The sequence below is a fragment of the Undibacterium sp. TC4M20W genome (assembly GCF_049340245.1).
Lineage (GTDB): Bacteria > Pseudomonadota > Gammaproteobacteria > Burkholderiales > Burkholderiaceae_D > Undibacterium.
In genome coordinates this window covers 19,608-36,891 of sequence record NZ_JBMPPI010000023.1, presented here as the reverse complement: position 1 = coordinate 36,891, position 17,284 = coordinate 19,608, and the positions used below count along the sequence as shown (strand labels likewise).

Here is a 17,284-nt window from a genome sequence, read left to right as displayed (position 1 = left end):
TTTGAAAACATCTTATCAGGACTTGCGCAAAATTGTCCCAGCAAGGCTAACGCTTTAAAAACCACCCTTGCAAGGGTGGTTCGTTGCGTTGGCAGACAACGTGTTGCCTGAAACCCCGACTGCACCGTAGCGACGAAGACAGTACTTTAGTACAAGGAAAGATTAAAGCGGGAGCTGCAACGCAGCTGGGGCGGTTTTGCGTAAGTCATGATTACATCTGTCTGAACAAATGTGCATATACCCGGCTCACCTGCAATTTATCTTCACTGCCTTTGAGCTTCAGTGTGATCTTGCCAGTCTCGTCCTTGTTGGCGATCTGTATGTGCAGGGTATTGACGACAGTACTGCGGTGTATCTGCCAGAAGATGCTGCTGTCGAGCTGCGGCAAGAGTTCGCGCAGACTGCTGCGTATCAGGGATGAATGTTCTCTGGTGACGACATTGATGTATTTGTCAGTCGCTTCAAAATACAGTACATCATCGACATTGATCATGCGTATCTGGTTGCCGACGGCGGCGCGTATGATACGCAGGCGTTCTGGCTGCGCAGTGTTGGCAGGCTGGGCAGACTGGGCAGACTGGCCAGGTACGAGATGGCGCAGTTGCTCAAGCACACGTTCAAGCTCATTCGGTCTTTGTGGGCCGTCAGCAAGGCGGGCCTGCAATCTTTGTACGGTTTTGTTCAACCTGTCTTCACTGATGGGTTTCAGAACATAGTCCGAGGCTGAGTGCTCGAATGCTTCAACAGCATATTCATCATAGGCAGTGACATACACGATCAGGGGGAAGGGTTTCTGGTCCGGCCATTCTTCTGCCAGTTCCTGCGCCACTTCCAGCCCGGTCTTGCCCGGCATTTTGATATCAAGAAAGAGTATGTCAGGTAATTGTGTCAGGGCTTCCTGCACGGCCTCAACGCCATTTTCAGCCATGCTGCAGATTTGCAGTTCCGGCCAGAGTTTGCCCAGCATTTTTTGCAGGGTAAGGGCAAGTATGGGTTCGTCTTCAGCGATCAGGGCGCGTTTGTTTGTCATGGTTATTGTGCTAAGTGTGCTAAGGGAATAATCAAATGGGCAATCGCCCCTTCAGGCGCGTTGGCCGTCAGCGTCAGGCTGGCTTGTGGGCCATACAGGGCAAGCAGGCGGTCACGGATGTTGGCGTTGCCTACATGTAGTCCATCAGCGCTCACGATATGAGTATCATCGTAATTGAAAGGCAGGCCCAGGCCAGTGTCTATGACTTTCAGGTGCAATTGCCCTGTCACGGCTTCAGCGACGACATGGATGCTGCCACCTTCCATTTTTGGCTCCAGACCGTGCTTGATGGCATTTTCCACCAATGGTTGCAAGAGCATGGGGGCAATGCTGGTCTGCTGCAAGGCATCGGGCAAGTCCAGCGTGTATCGCAGGCGCTTGCCCATGCGTATGGCGAGCAGTTCCAGATAGGCTTGCATAAGAGTGAACTCCTGCTTCAAACTGGTATGTTCTGCACGCGAAGAGCTAAGAGTATTACGCAGGTAAATGATCAGTTGTGCCAGCATGTGCTGGGCACGGTCAGGGTCTATCGCGATCAGGCCCTGCAGATTGGCCAGGGTGTTGAACAGCATATGCGGCTCTATCTGCGCTTGCAGCATTTGTAATTGCGCTTGCAGGGCCTGCTTCTCTATGGCGGCATTCTTGGCTTTTTCTGCCTCGGCAGCGGCGACCAGTTCTGCCATTTTTCCCCGGTTCCAGAAAGACCAGGCTGCCACCAGACTGACGATGCAGGTCATGATGACAAAATTGCTCACATGATTCCACTGGAAATGCGAAAAGGCATTGATAGAAAAATTGAGCAGATAGGACGCTATCAGCAGACCGACGAAAAAAGCCAGTGGCGCGACCAGCAGGCACATCAGGTAAAAGCCGATGACATGGGGTTCCTTGTCCCGCCAGATCAACTGCTTTGTACCGTTGATGAGGGTATAGGCAGAAAAGCCTATGAACATGGAAACGGTAACGTTCACGAGCAGGCTGCCACCGGTGCGCAGCACGTAGGTGACTGCAAAGCCGCAGGCCAGATTGATACCCAGCAGACGCGGCATATCCGACAAAATCTTGTAGATGCGCTCGCGCCATGCCGGTGTCAGGCTTGATAACAGGGCAGATACTGTGCGCTGATAATACTGTTTGATCATTGTTTTGCCAGGGAAATAGTGATGGGCATAAGCTTAGCGACTTTGGCGCAGGCTGCGGAGCGCTTTAAGATGAAGCCCCGGTTTTTTGTCGCCAGGGTTTGCAAAAACGACGCCTGCTGCCTTGCTGCCATCCGTCAGATGATGTTCTTGCCCTTCAATTCCTCAATTTGCGCTGGCCCATAGCCCAGCAATTCACCCAATACGGCCTGGGTATGCTGGCCCAGCAGGGGCGGGGCACCGGGGGTAATGGCGGGCGTGACTGAAAGCTTCATCGGGCTGGCCAGCAGATCAACACTGCCGGCAGCAGGATGAGGAACCTTGATCTTCATGCCACGCGCCACGACCTGCGGGTCGGCAAATACTTCGTCCAGGCGGTTGATCGGGCCGCAAGGCACGCCAGCTTTTTCCAGCAGGTCTATCCATTCCTGCTTGCTCTTGAGCCTGACCATGTTGGCCAGTATCGGCACCAGCACATCCCTGTGTTCTACGCGCTTGGGGTTGGTGTTGAAACGCGGGTCATCTGCAAGCTCTGGCAGGCCACCTATCTGTACAAATTTCTTATACTGACCGTCATTACCTGCAGCGACGATGATATGGCCGTCAGAAGTCGCAAAGGTTTGGTACGGCACAATATTTGGATGGGCATTGCCCCAGCGTTTGGGGGCATTGCCGCTGGACAGGTAATTCATGTTCATGTTGGCCAGCATGGCGACCTGCACATCCAGCAGGGCCATGTCTATGTACTGGCCTTCGCCTGTCCTGTCCCTGTGCGTCAGGGCGGCCATGACGGCGATCGTGGAGTACATGCCCGTCATGAGGTCAGCAATCGCCACACCGGCCTTTTGCGGGCCGCCGCCAGGCAAGTCATCACGTTCACCCGTCAGCGACATGAAACCGCCCATGCCTTGCACGATAAAATCATAACCGGCACGACGGGCATAAGGGCCATCCTGGCCAAAGCCGGTGATGGAACAATAGACGAGATCAGGCTTGATCAGTTTCAAGGAATCATAATCAAGGCCGTATTTTTTTAACTGACCAACCTTGTAGTTTTCCAGCACGACATCAGATTTTGCTGCCAGTTCACGGATAATTTGCTGGCCTTCTGCGGTCGCAATATCGACCGTAATGGCTTGTTTGCCACGGTTAGCGGCGAGGTAATATGCTGCCTCTGTCGTGTTATTGCCTTCCGCATCGCGCAAATAAGGCGGCCCCCAGCTACGGGTATCGTCGCCGCTGCCTGGTCGTTCAACCTTGATGACTTCTGCGCCGAGGTCGGCCAGGTTTTGTGCACACCAGGGGCCTGCCAGCACCCGCGTCAGGTCCAGCACGCGGATATGGCCCAGAGAGGTTTTTTGTAGCGACGGTGTCGGCATCTTCGATTATCCTATTAACATTACTTATCAGCTTATACGGAGCGCAAAATGTGGCCCTATCCCAAAGTCATCGCCCATCGTGGTGGAGGAACCCTGGCGCCAGAAAATACCCTGGCTGCGATGCGTTGCGGACAAGAGCACGGTTTTGCTGCCGTGGAATTTGATGTCATGTTATCAAAGGATGGCGTTCCTGTGCTCATGCATGATCCTGAATTTGGCAGAACCGTGGTTGGCAGTGGCCGTGTGGCCGATACTTTGGCAGCAGATTTGCAGCAGTTGGATGCCGGTAAGTGGTTCGCGGATAATTTCAAGGGAGAGCCAGTGCCCCTGTATGCAGATGTAGTGCGCTTTTGCCGCCAACATGGGATCTGGATGAATGTCGAAATCAAACCATCACCAGGAGCGGAGGAAGAAACCGGGCGGGTTGTGGCAGAACAGACGCAAACCCTGTTCGCTGATGTTGCCGTAGTCGATGCCCTGCATCTGCCCCTGTTTTCTTCATTTTCATTTGCTGCCCTGATGGCCGCCAAGCATGCAGCACCTACCATCCCGCGCGGTTTTTTGATGGACAAGGTCACGCCTGACTGGAAGGCCAGCTTGCAAGAGCTGGCCGCAAAAGCCCTGCATACAAATCACAAACATTTAACGGCAGACACGGCGCGCGAGATCAAAGACGCCGGATATGGCCTGTTCTGCTATACCGTCAACACACCTGAAAGGGCGACGGAAATACTGCATTGGGGTGTTGATGCCTTTTGTACAGACAGGCTGGATTTGATACCGGCAGATTTTTAACTTGCCAATAAGTAAATTTGTAGAAAACCCTATAAATCTTTTTGAAATTGCTTGACTCTAACGTTACGTCAGACTTTAAGATGGGCCTTTCTAAAAGGGCAAGCAATGTTACTCAAGATAGGCGAACTGGCAAAACGCATAGGCCTGACTATCCGTGCGCTGCATCATTATGAAGAAATAGGGCTGGTGCAGCCGTCTTCGCGCACGGCATCAGGTTATCGTTTATACAACAGGGATGATGTCGCCCGTCTGCACCGCGTGCAGGCGTTGCGAGGCCTCGGGCTGTCACTGGCAGAGACACGCGATATGCTCAATGGTGGCGGCGCAGACTTGCGTCAATTGATACGCCAGCAGATGTGCGCAATAGACAGGCAAATTGCGGATGCGAATGATTTACGCGAGCGCCTGGCTACACTCGAAGAAAAACTGTCTTCAGAAAAAGAGCCGGAGCTTGATGAATGGCTCAACACTTTGCGCCTGATGACGACACAGCGTCAGTATTTCAGTGCAGAAGAAATTGCCATTTTCCAAAAACGGGCAGCGCAAAACAATTTCAGGCAGGAATGGCCCAAACTAGTGACCGCTGTGCGCAGCCTCATGGAGAACAGCATATCTGCCACTGATATACGAGCCAAAAATCTGGCGCGTGCATGGATGGACTTATGCAAGACCAGCATGGGGGATGATCCGCGTTTCTTCGTCAAACTCAGCAACATGCACAGGACAGATTTTTCTGCCCAGGCCATCACCGGCATAGACGGTGAATTGCTCGATTTTATTTTGCATGCCTTGCATGAAATACGCTGCGATATCTTTGCAAACTACCTGGATCAGGATGAATTACAGCATTACCGCAAACATGGCCAAAAGAATATGCAGGAATGGCTGAACACATTTGCGCAGACCAGGCAACTGATGGAAAGCAAGCCCGCACCCGGCCATCCCGACATCATGAAACTCATGCGCCACTGGCAATGGCTGATTGCTGACACCTGGGGTACGAACCCCGCTACGCATGCAAAAGTCCAGACTGCTCACGAGCAGCATCCAGAGATGCTGGCTGGCAGTGGCTATACAGCAGACATGAAGCAATTTGTCGAACAAGGCATGCTGGCGTTGATGGTCAGCGATATGTCTGCCAATCTGCCGGACCATGCAGCCCGTTGACAACGACCTGGAAGAATTCCATCATTTAATTTTCATACTGGAGTAACTATGTATCCCGTAGTACTGAAGCAAGTCATGAAAACCTATCACCTCGATGCGGTCGATGTGCCCGCACTGGTCGATATCAACCTACAATTGCGGGCTAATTGTTTTACTGTGATTTCTGGCCCTTCTGGCAGCGGCAAAACCACATTGCTGAATCTCATCGGATGCATAGACAGGGCAGACAGTGGCGAAGTGATCGTCGCTGACCAGGCGGTGCATCAAATGTCTGATGATGCCTTGTCAGATTTCCGGGCGCGTCACCTGGGTTTTATTTTCCAGAATTTCAATCTGCTGCCTGTTCTGAATACCTATGAAAACGTCGAATATCCACTGATCCTGGCCAAGGTCGCCGCAGGGGAACGCAAGAAGCGCGTGCTTGACCTGCTGGACGCAGTAGGGCTGGCAGACCGGGCGCAAAACCTGCCAGGTCAATTATCCGGTGGCCAGCGCCAGCGTGTGGCGATTGCGCGTGCACTGGCAACTGAACCCAGGCTGGTACTGGCTGATGAGCCAACTGCCAATCTCGACAGCCAGACCGGTGCTGCCATCATCAGCCTGATGCGCAAAATGCAGCGTGAGCGCCATGTCTCCTTCGTATTTTCTTCTCATGATCCGCAGGTACAGGCCGAGGCAGATGACACGATATTCATACGCGATGGCCGCATCGTGAATATAGAACGGCAGGCAGAACAAAAAAATGTAGCGATGGAGTTGCATGTATGAAGACTTTTTCCTTAGCCCTGCGCAACCTGCTCAGGAACCGCCGCCGTTCATTGACAACCCTGCTGGCCATGGTGGTGGGCCTGACTGCTATCCTGTTGTTTGGCGGTTACCGCTCGAATATCACCTATGGCATGGAAACCGGTTTTATCCAGGGCAGCGGCCACTTGCAAATCCAGCGTCAGGGTTATTTCCTCGAAGGTGGCGATAATCCTACCGCCTATGGTATCGCTGATTATCAGCACATCATTGATCTCGTCAAACAGGATAAGGAACTGGCCTCCATGCTGGTGGTGGTGACGCCAACCTTGCAGCTTGGTGGTCTGGCCGGTAATTTTTCTGCAGGTGTTTCACGTTCGGTACTGGCTTTAGGCGTCGTTGTACCTGAGCGCAACCAGATGCTGAACTGGAATGACTACGGCATGCAAAGCTATGCCAAGCCCCTGCCTTTGAATGGCAGCAACCCCGATGCAGTGGTCATAGGAGAGGGCGTCGCGCGCAAGATCAAATTGTGCAAGGCCTTGCAGGTACCAGACTGCAAGCAGGATGACACAGTTGTCGCTCCCGCCGACAATAGCGCCCAGGCCCCCGGTGATATCGCAGCGCTGTCCGCACTGGAGCAGGGCAATACCGTCAAGGAAGAGGGCACCCGAATAGAAATGCTGGCAGCAACTTCACATGGTGCGCCGAATGTTGCCAGCCTCAGTGTCATCACCGCCAGGAACATGGGCATCAAGGCACTCGATGATGTGTACATGGCCATGCATTTGAGTCAGGCACAAAAGCTGATTTATGGTAATAGCACGGCACAGGTAACCGCGATACAGATACAGTTGAAACATACATCGCAGATGCCAGCAGCGCGCGCCCGTCTGCAACAATTGCTGGACCAGAATGTCAAGGGGCAGGCGCTGGAGCTGCTGGATTTCAAGGTACTCAACCCCATGTATGGCCAGACGGTGCAATTCATGAATTCCATGTTCGGCTTTATCTCCATACTGATAGGCGTGATTGTCCTCTTCACTATCGGCAATACCATGAGCACTGCCGTGGTAGAACGCACGGTTGAAATAGGCACCTTGCGCGCCATGGGTTTGCGTCGTTCTGGCTTGCGCAGGCTGTTCCTGTGTGAAGGTGTGTTGCTGGGCGCGATAGGTGCGGTATGCGGTCTGCTTGGCTCACTGGTGATCGCTTATCTGATCAACAACAGCGGTGCAGCGTGGACACCGCCAGGTTACTCCTATGCCTACCTGATACAGGTGCGGGTATGGCAAGATATCCCTTTACTGATAGGCAGTATTATTGGTCTTTTGCTGGTGACGGTGATCTCGGCCTGGTTGCCAGCTAACCGGGCATCGAGACTCATGATTGTTGATGCACTGAGGCATGTATAAGGATAAGGAATGATGATGAAAACTTTGAAGACTTACGCAGTTTTTCTTGCCTTGGCTGGCCTGATGATGGGTGCCGCGCAGGCAGTACAGGCAGCTCAGAGCCCGCAAGAGATACTGGCTGCCAGTGATGTGGTGCGCAATCCTGATCATCCGTTTGGCCTGACCAATACCCTCATCGAATACCGTGCCGGTAAACAGACGGATACCAGCACCTTGTCCATCTATTCCAAGGCTGATCCTAACAGCGGCCAGTTCCGCAGCCTGATACGCTATGTTGCGCCAACCAGGGACGCCAACAAGCTGATACTCTTCAGCGGCAAGGACCTGTGGTTTTACGACCCCAGCAGCAAGGCCAGCATACGCATGTCACCGCAACAGCGCCTGTTGGGCCAGGCATCGAATGGTGATGTGGTGACAGTCAACCTGGCCAAGGATTACCAGGCCGTGAGTGCGGTAGAAGAAGACACTCAGGACGGCGACCGCCAGACCAAACATTGCAACAAGTTGAGCATGAATGCCAGCACGCCGGACGCCACTTATCATCACATCGACATGTGGATAGAGGTGGGTAATAATCACCCGGTCAAGGCCAAGTTTTATACCGAAAGCGGCAAGCTGCTCAAGACGGCCTACTACCGCCGTTATGAAAAACAGTTAGGGATAGACAGACCGACAGAGACCGTCATCATTGATGGCCTGGACCCAAGCTGGGTGACGGTGATGCGTTACTCCAGCCTGGTCAAGCGTGAAGTGCCTGACCAGTGGTTGCAGCGCGATTATCTGCCACGCTTCAAACCGGAATGACGATGCGCCGCAAACCATCTTCATTCAAACCCGGTATTTGTGCCTTGATGGGTTTGCTGGCAATGAACGCTTATGCCCAGCAAGATCCCGACCTAGATGCATTGAAAGTTGCGGATCAGATGCCCAATACGGTTGAGCAGCCCCGCAACTGGCGTCTGTTTGTTGAGGCAGGGGCTGGCGCTAATCGTGCGCGTCTTGACGGCAGCAGCCAACAATTCCAGCGCCTGTCGCTGGATCTGCAATATGACAATTCCTTTGCGCCAGGCTGGCGCGCGGTACTGTCTGATCGTCTTGATGTGAGCTGGCCGCCACAGGCCATCGGGTTGCCGCATGACATTAATACAATCAAAGAAGCCTACCTGAGCTGGCAAGTGCAGACCGATCAGATACTGGACCTCGGACGCATCAACGCACGCAATGGCGTGGCGCTCGGTTATAACCCTACCGACTATTTCCGCACATCTGCATTGCGGTCTGTGGTGTCGGTAGATCCTGCGAGTCTCAAGGAAAACCGTCAGGGCAGTATCATGCTGCGGGGGCAAAAACTGTGGAGTGGCGGTTCTTTGACTGCGCTGTATTCACCCAAACTGGCTGACGAGCGCAATTACTCCAGCTTTAGCCCTGATGTTGCCGCCACCAATGGGCAAGACCGCTGGTTGCTGACTTTGAGCCAGCAAGTGATGGACGGCATTACGCCACAGCTTTTGCTGTACAAGGCAGAAAAACAGCCGGTGCAAATCGGCTTGAACCTCACGGCCTTGCTCAATGATTCCACCGTCGTGTTTGCCGAATGGTCGGGCGGGCGCAGCCAGTCCAGCTTTGCACAAGCCATGCGACAAATCGGAATAACTTATCCTGATGACAGTGTGTTTCGCAATCATAGCGCGACTGGCCTGACCTATACCACCAGCAACAAGATATCGCTGACAGCCGAACTCGAATACAACGGCGGTGGCCTGGACCAGGAAAAATGGAATAGTCTGGGGCAGGCTTCCCTACAAAGTTATGGCATTTACCGCCGTTACCTGCAGGGTGTGCAAGAGACACCTGCCAAGCGCACAGTCTTTGTCTATGCAAGCTGGCAAGATGCGCTGATCAATCACCTGGACCTGACAGCGATGAGCCGCTATGACCTAGCAGATTCCAGCCGCATGTCATGGATGGAGGCGCGCTACCACCTGAAGCACACAGAGTTCGCGCTGCAATGGCAGCGCAACAGCGGCAAGAGCCTGAGCAATTACGGCGCTGCACCGCAAATGCAAAGCTGGCAATTGCTTGCGCGTTATTATTTTTAGCCTGTTACAAGGATTTTTAGTCTGTTACAAGACTGCGGTGGTGGTTACCAGCACTTACATCGATTACATTTTTTGCCGTCATCGGAAAAAGCAGCGACTTCGTTATAGGTGCATGGGCAGCGTGCTCATATCGACCCAGGAAGCCTACTTTTAATCAAAGGAATACTCATGAAATCCATCAAGCTCGCCGCCGCCCTTGCTACTACCCTTGCCCTGACGTTGGTTGCCGGTTCTGTTTTTGCCCAGGACCCGGCAACGCCAAATGTAGAAAAACGTCAGGACAGACAACAAAAACGCATCGCCAAGGGCGTTGAAAGCGGTGCTTTGACAGCAAAAGAAGCCAGCAATCTGGAAAAACGTGAAGCCAAGATAGAGGGTGATAAACAGGCTGCCAAGGCAGATGGCGTAGTGACACCGGCTGAGCGCGCCAAACTCGAACACGAAGAAAACCGCGCCAGCAAGAAAATCCGTAATAAAAAGCACAATGCCAGTGCGGCAACGACGACTAACTAAGTTAAGAGCCAAAGCTGAACAGGCAAGCAAAACCGCTGGTAGATACCAGCGGTTTTTTCTTTGCTGCGGTGCGGATTGTGGTGTTATCTAACAGTTGTTAGACGTAGTTGGATGGTGTTTTTGCAACACTGCTACCATGGCTTTTTTTCCTGCTTCTTCTCTACGTCCCCTCCTGGTTTTCTCTGTGACTCTGTGTCTCAGTGTTGAGAGGTCTTGAAGTTTTGAAGTCATTTTCAGGCAAGCTTGCCTACTTACCATCACCTCACTAGCATATCCGGCTTAATTTATACCGTATAATCGGTGGTTACAACCCTTATTACACCCATTTTTCAGCTTAGAACCATCATTTATGAACTCGTCAGAAATCCGCGATAAATTCCTTAGCTTTTTCGAATCCAAGGGCCATACCCGTGTGCGCTCTTCCAGCCTGATACCCGGCAATGATCCTACCCTGCTGTTCACCAACTCCGGTATGGTGCAGTTCAAGGATGTGTTCCTCGGCCAGGACAAACGTGCCTACACCCGTGCCACGACAGCGCAACGCAGCGTACGTGCTGGCGGTAAACATAATGATCTGGAAAATGTGGGTTACACCGCGCGTCACCACACTTTCTTTGAAATGCTGGGCAATTTCTCTTTCGGCGATTATTTCAAGAAAGACGCGATTCACTATGCATGGGAATTGCTGACGACGGTCTATGGCTTGCCAAAAGACAAGTTGACCGTCACCGTCTATCAGGAAGATGACGAAGCCTACGATATCTGGAAAAACGAAATCGGCGTACCGGTAGAGCGCATCATCCGCATCGGCGACAACAAGGGTGCGCGCTATGCATCCGACAATTTTTGGCAAATGGCTGACACCGGCCCTTGCGGCCCTTGTACCGAGATTTTCTATGACCACGGTCCGGAAATCTGGGGCGGCCCTCCAGGTTCACCAGATGAAGACGGCGACCGTTTCATTGAAATCTGGAACCTCGTATTCATGCAGTTCAATAAAGATGAAGCGGGTGTCCTGAACCCTTTGCCTAAACCATGCGTGGATACCGGCATGGGCCTGGAGCGTCTGTCTGCAGTTTTGCAACATGTGCATTCCAACTATGAAATCGATACTTTCCAGAACCTGATCAAGGCAGCAGCGCGTGAAACCGGCTGTACGGATCTGGAAAACAATTCCCTGCGCGTGATTGCTGATCATATCCGTTGTGCCGGCTTCCTGATTGTCGATGGCATCATCCCTGGCAATGAAGGCCGTGGTTATGTGCTGCGCCGCATTACCCGTCGCGCCTTGCGTCATGGCCACAAGCTGGGCCAAAGCCAGCCTTTCTTCTACAAGCTGGTACCTGATCTGGTCAAGGAAATGGGTGTTGCCTATCCAGAGTTGGCAGAAGCTGCTGAGCGGGTTGCGGATGTAATCAAGCAAGAAGAAGTGCGCTTTGGTGAAACGCTGGAAAATGGTATGAAGTTGTTGGAAGCTGCATTGGCAAAAGATAGCAAGTATCTGGATGGCAAAACAGCATTCGCCTTATACGATACTTATGGCTTCCCTATTGATTTGACTGCCGATATTTGTCGTGAACGTAAAGTCGAGCTTGATGAAGCTGGTTTTCAAGAAGCAATGGAAGATCAAAAAAACAAGTCTCGCAAAAATAGTACGTTTGAAATGGGTGCAAGTGTCGAGTACTCCGGTGAAAAAACCAAATTCGTTGGTTACGATCAATTGCAACATGAAGCCAAAGTGATAGCCCTGTATGTTGATGGTACTGCTGTCAATGAAATCAAGGCAGGCCAAAAGGCAATCGTCGTTCTTGATACCACGCCTTTCTATGCTGAATCCGGCGGTCAGGCTGGCGATTCCGGTGTACTGGTGACAGCCGATGGTGCCGTGTTTGAAGTCAGCGATACGCTGAAAGTACAGGCTGATGTATTCGGTCATCATGGCGTCCTGAAGTCCGGCAGCCTTAGTGTGGCACAAAGCCTGAAGGCTGAAGTGAATGCAGAAATCCGCGCACAAACCATGCGCAATCACTCTGCCACGCATTTGATGCACAAGGCCTTGCGTGAAGTACTGGGCAGCCATGTCGCACAAAAAGGCTCTCTGGTGGATGTGGAAAAAACCCGTTTCGACTTTAGCCACAATGGCCCTATGACTGCGGATGAAATCCGTCAGGTAGAAACCATCGTCAACCGTGAAATTCTGGCCAACGTCGCTACCCAGGCACAAGTCATGGGCTATGACGATGCTGTCAAGCATGGTGCGATGGCACTGTTTGGCGAAAAATATGGCGATGAAGTGCGCGTGCTCGACATCGGTACTTCCCGCGAATTGTGCGGTGGTACTCACGTATCCCGTACTGGCGATATCGGCCTGTTCAAGATCGTTGCTGAAGGTGGCGTTGCTGCCGGTATCCGTCGTGTTGAGGCGGTGACTGGTGAAGTCGCGCTGGCGCTGGTACAAAACCTGAACAGCCGCATCAATGAAGCTGCAGCCGCCCTGAAAACCCAGCCAGAAGAATTGACCCTTCGTATCGGTCAGGTGCAGGATCACGTCAAGGCTTTGGAAAAAGAGCTGGCAACACTGAAATCAAAAATGGCTTCCAGCCAGGGCGATGATCTGGTGAATCAGGCTGTTGATGTCAAAGGTATCAAGGTGCTGGCTGCGACGTTGCAAGGCGCTGACGTGACAGCTCTGCGTGAAACCATGGACAAACTTAAAGACAAGCTGAAAACTGCCGCCATCGTGCTGGCGGCAGTTAATGATGGCAAGGTCAGCCTGATTGCTGGTGTGACAGCGGATACCACATCCAAAGTCAAGGCGGGTGACCTGGTTAACTTTGTAGCGCAGCAAGTTGGCGGCAAAGGTGGTGGCCGTCCTGACATGGCGCAAGCGGGTGGTACTGATGCCAGTGGTCTGACAAAAGCCTTGGAGGGTGTGACTGAATGGGTAACTTCACGTCTATGATACATATACGCCGCGCTGAAGTTTCAGATGCGGCCCAACTGCAAAGGGTGTTCGCCAGTGGTGGCACCTATGCAGGTACTTTGCAATTGCCTCACCCAACAACAGAGATATGGCAAGAGCGGCTGGAAAAGGCTGACCCCAATGATACCCGCCTGGTCGCTATCTATGATGGTGTGGTGGTGGGTATGGCCAGCCTGCATATGGAAAAAAAGCAAAGGCGTAGTCATGTTGCCTCGCTAGGCATGGGGGTAGCTGACTCTTTTTCCGGGCGCGGCATAGGCACGGCACTACTGACCGAGTTGCTGAATTTGTCGGATAACTGGCTCAATCTCCTGCGCCTGGAATTGACGGTGTTTTGCGATAACACTGCGGCCATCCATCTGTATAAAAAATTTGGCTTTGAAAAAGAGGGCACCATGCGTGCCTATGCTTTTCGCAATGGCCAGTACGTCGATAGTTATGCCATGGCGCGCCTGCATCCCAAGCAGGCGATGATACCGTTGAGGGAAACCTGAGGTCAGCATGGAATTAAAGTTTTGCCCAGTATGTGCAACATCCCTGATAGAACGTCCCGATGAACAGGAAGCAGGCAAGCTCAGGCTGGTTTGCCCTGAAGGGCATTGGACCCATTGGGACAATCCCTTGCCTGTACTGGCTGCGCTGGTCGAGTTTGAAGACAAGGTACTGTTGGCGCGCAATGCTGCCTGGCCAGAAAACACTTTCGCCCTGATCACCGGCTTTATGGAGCGTGGCGAAACCCCGGAGCAGGGCGTGGCCCGCGAGCTCAAGGAAGAAACCGATCTTGATGCGGATGAAATCACCCTGATTGGTGTTTATGAATTCATCCGTAAAAACGAACTCATCATCGCCTATCACGTCAAGGCATCCGGCACAGTCAGCCTGTCGCCAGAATTGCTGGAATATCGTCTCATCGAACCCGAAAAACTCAGGCCCTGGAATGCCGGTACCGGCCATGCCATGGCTGACTGGATGCGTACGCGAGGCCTGGAACCGGTTTACCGGGAATGGGAAAATAAATAGCTTGAGTCTTTTGCAATGCAAAACGATGAAGACACAAAAATGCCCGGAAGCGCAGGATTTTATGTGCAATTGCCAATAAAAAAACCAGTTTAACAATTGTTTTAGTGAAATATCTCCATTAAGTAAGCCAGCAGTAAGTTTATTGTCTAAGATGAGAATGTAGGCTTTAAACGAAGATTTTTAGTTTTTTGCACCATTTCCGTGCGAAAACTTTTTAAAATATTTGGTCTTTTGTTGTTAGTCTGCTGCGATGCACCATGCGAATGAAAATTCCGGTAGAATTGGTGCATCAATTGTCGGGCGAATTAGCTTACTCAATTTGTATTTCTGGGGAAATCATGCAATTCAATAAAGAACTGGATGCACGCGGACTGAACTGTCCTCTTCCAATTTTAAAGACTAAAAAGGCGCTGGCCGAAATGCTCACTGGTGAAGTGTTGCATGTGCTGGCGACTGATCCTGGTTCGGTCAGGGACTTCAAGGCCTTTTCCAAGCAAACCGGCAATGAGCTGTTGTCGCATCAGGAAGGCAGCAAAGAGTTTGAGTATTTCATCAAGCGCAAATAAGTCTTTCCAGTCTGCATATACCCATCGGCAAAGCAGCAAATAAAAACCCGCAACCTGTTGCGGGTTTTTTGTATTAAGGAATGCACTTTTCATAGTTGACGCATCTCTGGCCCAGTCTCAAGCATGGTGGATTAGGCATTCTGCTCTAGTGGTAAAGTGGATTAAAAAGAACGCTCGTGCTAAATTGTGCAAAATCTTGATGTTTTCGTTTTATAATCAATAGAATTTACGTATACGTCAATTTGCAGACGCGAAAGCGCAGTAAGATGAGACGTTTGGTGCAGCAGTGCGGTGCACGCCACCCAGTTCGTCCCGCAATGCAAAATACGTCAAGGCAGCAAGTTTTCAGTATCAAGCTTTAACATTCGTAGCAAGTTTCGTATAAATCGGTATTAAATTCGGTATTCCCCAATTAGCTCATAAAGGCAGAACTATGAAAGTCCTGGTACCAGTCAAACGCGTCGTCGATTACAACGTCAAAGTACGCGTCAAATCTGATGGCTCTGGCGTTGATATCGCCAACGTCAAAATGTCCATGAACCCATTTGATGAAATTGCTGTTGAAGAAGCGACCCGCCTGAAAGAAGCTGGCGTTGTGACAGAGGTGATCGCTGTTTCTTGCGGCGTGGCGCAATGCCAGGAAACCCTGCGTACTGCTATGGCGATTGGTGCTGACCGCGGCATCCTGGTCGAAAGCGATGCAGAACTGCAACCGCTGGCCGTCGCCAAATTGCTCAAGGCACTGGCTGACAAAGAACAACCACAACTGATCATCCTCGGCAAACAGGCGATTGATGATGACAGCAACCAGACTGGCCAGATGCTGGCGGCCCTGCTGGGCTGGCCACAAGCGACTTTTGCCTCCAAAGTCACCGTTGCAGATGGTAAAGCCACAGTCACCCGTGAAGTCGATGGCGGTCTGGAAACATTGTCCCTGACACTGCCAGCCATCATCACGACAGACTTGCGTTTGAATGAGCCACGTTATGTGACTTTGCCTAACATCATGAAGGCCAAGAAAAAACAACTGGACAATGTCAAACCGGCAGACCTGGGTGTGGACGTTGCTTCCCGTGTCAAGACTTTGAAAGTCACTGAACCACCAAAACGCAGCGCCGGTATCAAAGTACCTGACGTAGCGACTCTGGTTGCCAAGCTGCGCAATGAAGCCAAGGTTATTGGCTGATAGGTTTCAGCTTTCATAAAGACAGAATTTAAGAATAATTTTTGTTGCCCGGATATTGATCCTGACAACACATCAAGTGGAAGACATCATGACTACACTCGTCATCGCTGAACACGACAACGCTGGCCTCAAGGGCAGCACATTGAACACTGTTACTGCTGCTGCACAATGCGGCGCAGATGTACACGTACTGGTTGCTGGCCACAATGCTGGCGCAGTTGCACAAGCTGCTGCGCAAATCGCTGGGGTCAGTAAAGTATTGCATGCAGATGCAGCGCATTTTGCAGATGGCCTGGCAGAGAACATTGCCGAGCAAGTATTGGCAATCGCTTCTGGTTACAGCCACATCCTGGCACCAGCAACTGCCTACGGCAAAAACATTTTGCCACGCGTTGCTGCCAAGCTTGACGTATCGCAAATCTCTGAAATCACCAAGGTAGACAGTCCTGACACTTTCGAGCGTCCTATCTATGCTGGTAATGCCATCGCGACTGTGCAATCGACAGACGCGATCAAGGTCATCACTGTACGTACTACAGGTTTTGATGCTGCTGCCACTGGTGGTTCTGCTGCTGTGGAAACTGTTGCTGCTGTTGCTGACTCTGGCAAATCTGCATTTGTTTCGCGCGAAGTGGCCAAGTCTGACCGTCCTGAACTGACAGCTGCCAAAGTCATCGTTTCCGGTGGCCGTGGCATGGGTTCTGGCGACAACTTCAAGATTCTGGAACCGCTGGCTGACAAGCTGGGTGCAGCCATGGGTGCATCCCGCGCTGCGGTGGATGCTGGCTTCGTACCGAATGACTGGCAAGTTGGACAAACCGGCAAGATCGTTGCTCCGCAACTGTATATCGCCGTCGGTATCTCTGGCGCGATCCAGCATCTGGCCGGTATGAAAGATTCCAAAGTCATCGTGGCGATTAACAAAGATCCAGAAGCGCCAATTTTCTCGGTCGCTGACTATGGCATCGTAGGCGATCTGTTTGATATCGTTCCACAATTGGTTGCTGAGCTGGGCTAAAAAGGAACCCCTGATTAAGCTACTGCGCTACGCTATTTTGGGCCTGCGATGCTCGCCGTACAGTCGTACGAAGCGCTTCCGGGTTTTCAATGAGCCAAACTAACGCCGCTCGCTACGCTTCCTCAGGGATTCCTTGATTCACGTAATTTGTTGGTCACCTTAGTGATCTGACTGGGGGCAGGTAAGCGGTTTATCGCAATATTTAAGCGATCTTCTGACCTGCCCCTTTT

16 protein-coding genes are annotated in these 17,284 nt (G+C 51.8%); 13 read left to right on the top strand and 3 right to left on the bottom strand.

Annotated elements, in window-relative coordinates; genetic code table 11:
- Positions 1–211: 211 nt before the first annotated feature.
- The 3 genes from ACO0LL_RS22375 to ACO0LL_RS22365 all read right to left on the bottom strand — a co-directional run bounded on the left by ACO0LL_RS22375 (position 212) and on the right by ACO0LL_RS22365 (position 3,548).
- Positions 212–1,030: a LytR/AlgR family response regulator transcription factor gene (locus tag ACO0LL_RS22375; RefSeq protein ID WP_422953029.1), complete on the bottom strand. Its 819-nt coding sequence runs from the start codon at positions 1,028–1,030 to the stop codon at positions 212–214.
- Positions 1,031–1,032: 2 nt separating this feature from the next.
- Positions 1,033–2,172, bottom strand: coding sequence for a sensor histidine kinase (locus tag ACO0LL_RS22370; protein WP_422953028.1), 1,140 nt, complete (start codon positions 2,170–2,172; stop codon positions 1,033–1,035).
- A gap of 134 nt (positions 2,173–2,306) precedes the next feature.
- Complete coding sequence (locus ACO0LL_RS22365) at positions 2,307–3,548, bottom strand: CaiB/BaiF CoA transferase family protein (RefSeq protein ID WP_422953027.1); 1,242 nt, start codon at positions 3,546–3,548, stop codon at positions 2,307–2,309.
- A 48-nt stretch (positions 3,549–3,596) separates the two neighbouring features.
- Between ACO0LL_RS22365 and ugpQ the strand changes: the two genes are divergently transcribed.
- From ugpQ to ACO0LL_RS22300, 13 genes are all read left to right on the top strand, one after another.
- Complete coding sequence (gene ugpQ, locus ACO0LL_RS22360) at positions 3,597–4,343, top strand: glycerophosphodiester phosphodiesterase (protein WP_422953026.1); 747 nt, start codon at positions 3,597–3,599, stop codon at positions 4,341–4,343.
- A 105-nt stretch (positions 4,344–4,448) separates the two neighbouring features.
- The gene (locus ACO0LL_RS22355; RefSeq protein ID WP_422953025.1) at positions 4,449–5,510 is read left to right on the top strand and encodes a MerR family transcriptional regulator; all 1,062 of its coding nucleotides are present in this window, start codon (positions 4,449–4,451) and stop codon (positions 5,508–5,510) included.
- Positions 5,511–5,558: 48 nt separating this feature from the next.
- The gene (locus ACO0LL_RS22350; RefSeq protein WP_422953024.1) at positions 5,559–6,278 is read left to right on the top strand and encodes an ABC transporter ATP-binding protein; all 720 of its coding nucleotides are present in this window, start codon (positions 5,559–5,561) and stop codon (positions 6,276–6,278) included.
- Positions 6,275–7,669 (top strand): ABC transporter permease, encoded by a 1,395-nt coding sequence (locus ACO0LL_RS22345; protein WP_422953023.1) that lies wholly within the window; start codon positions 6,275–6,277, stop codon positions 7,667–7,669. Before ACO0LL_RS22350 ends, ACO0LL_RS22345 begins: the two co-directional genes overlap by 4 nt.
- Before the next feature lie 12 nt (positions 7,670–7,681).
- Positions 7,682–8,473 (top strand): outer membrane lipoprotein-sorting protein, encoded by a 792-nt coding sequence (locus ACO0LL_RS22340; RefSeq protein WP_422953081.1) that lies wholly within the window; start codon positions 7,682–7,684, stop codon positions 8,471–8,473.
- A 2-nt stretch (positions 8,474–8,475) separates the two neighbouring features.
- Positions 8,476–9,768 carry a hypothetical protein gene (locus tag ACO0LL_RS22335; RefSeq protein WP_422953022.1) on the top strand — a complete coding sequence of 431 codons (1,293 nt, stop codon included), beginning with the start codon at positions 8,476–8,478 and terminating at the stop codon, positions 9,766–9,768.
- 168 nt (positions 9,769–9,936) lie between these two features.
- On the top strand, positions 9,937–10,281 hold the full coding sequence (locus tag ACO0LL_RS22330; protein WP_422953021.1) for a hypothetical protein: 345 nt from the start codon (positions 9,937–9,939) through the stop codon (positions 10,279–10,281).
- A 349-nt stretch (positions 10,282–10,630) separates the two neighbouring features.
- The gene (alaS, locus tag ACO0LL_RS22325) at positions 10,631–13,243 is read left to right on the top strand and encodes an alanine--tRNA ligase (RefSeq protein WP_422953020.1); all 2,613 of its coding nucleotides are present in this window, start codon (positions 10,631–10,633) and stop codon (positions 13,241–13,243) included.
- Positions 13,240–13,758 carry a GNAT family N-acetyltransferase gene (locus ACO0LL_RS22320; protein WP_162059640.1) on the top strand — a complete coding sequence of 173 codons (519 nt, stop codon included), beginning with the start codon at positions 13,240–13,242 and terminating at the stop codon, positions 13,756–13,758. The genes alaS and ACO0LL_RS22320 overlap by 4 nt, the downstream gene beginning before the upstream one ends.
- A gap of 7 nt (positions 13,759–13,765) precedes the next feature.
- Complete coding sequence (locus ACO0LL_RS22315; RefSeq protein ID WP_422953019.1) at positions 13,766–14,284, top strand: NUDIX domain-containing protein; 519 nt, start codon at positions 13,766–13,768, stop codon at positions 14,282–14,284.
- A gap of 338 nt (positions 14,285–14,622) precedes the next feature.
- The gene (locus ACO0LL_RS22310; RefSeq protein ID WP_162042138.1) at positions 14,623–14,850 is read left to right on the top strand and encodes a sulfurtransferase TusA family protein; all 228 of its coding nucleotides are present in this window, start codon (positions 14,623–14,625) and stop codon (positions 14,848–14,850) included.
- A 433-nt stretch (positions 14,851–15,283) separates the two neighbouring features.
- Complete coding sequence (locus tag ACO0LL_RS22305; protein ID WP_422953018.1) at positions 15,284–16,036, top strand: electron transfer flavoprotein subunit beta/FixA family protein; 753 nt, start codon at positions 15,284–15,286, stop codon at positions 16,034–16,036.
- Positions 16,037–16,124: 88 nt separating this feature from the next.
- Complete coding sequence (locus ACO0LL_RS22300) at positions 16,125–17,054, top strand: electron transfer flavoprotein subunit alpha/FixB family protein (RefSeq protein ID WP_422953017.1); 930 nt, start codon at positions 16,125–16,127, stop codon at positions 17,052–17,054.
- Positions 17,055–17,284: the final 230 nt, after the last annotated feature.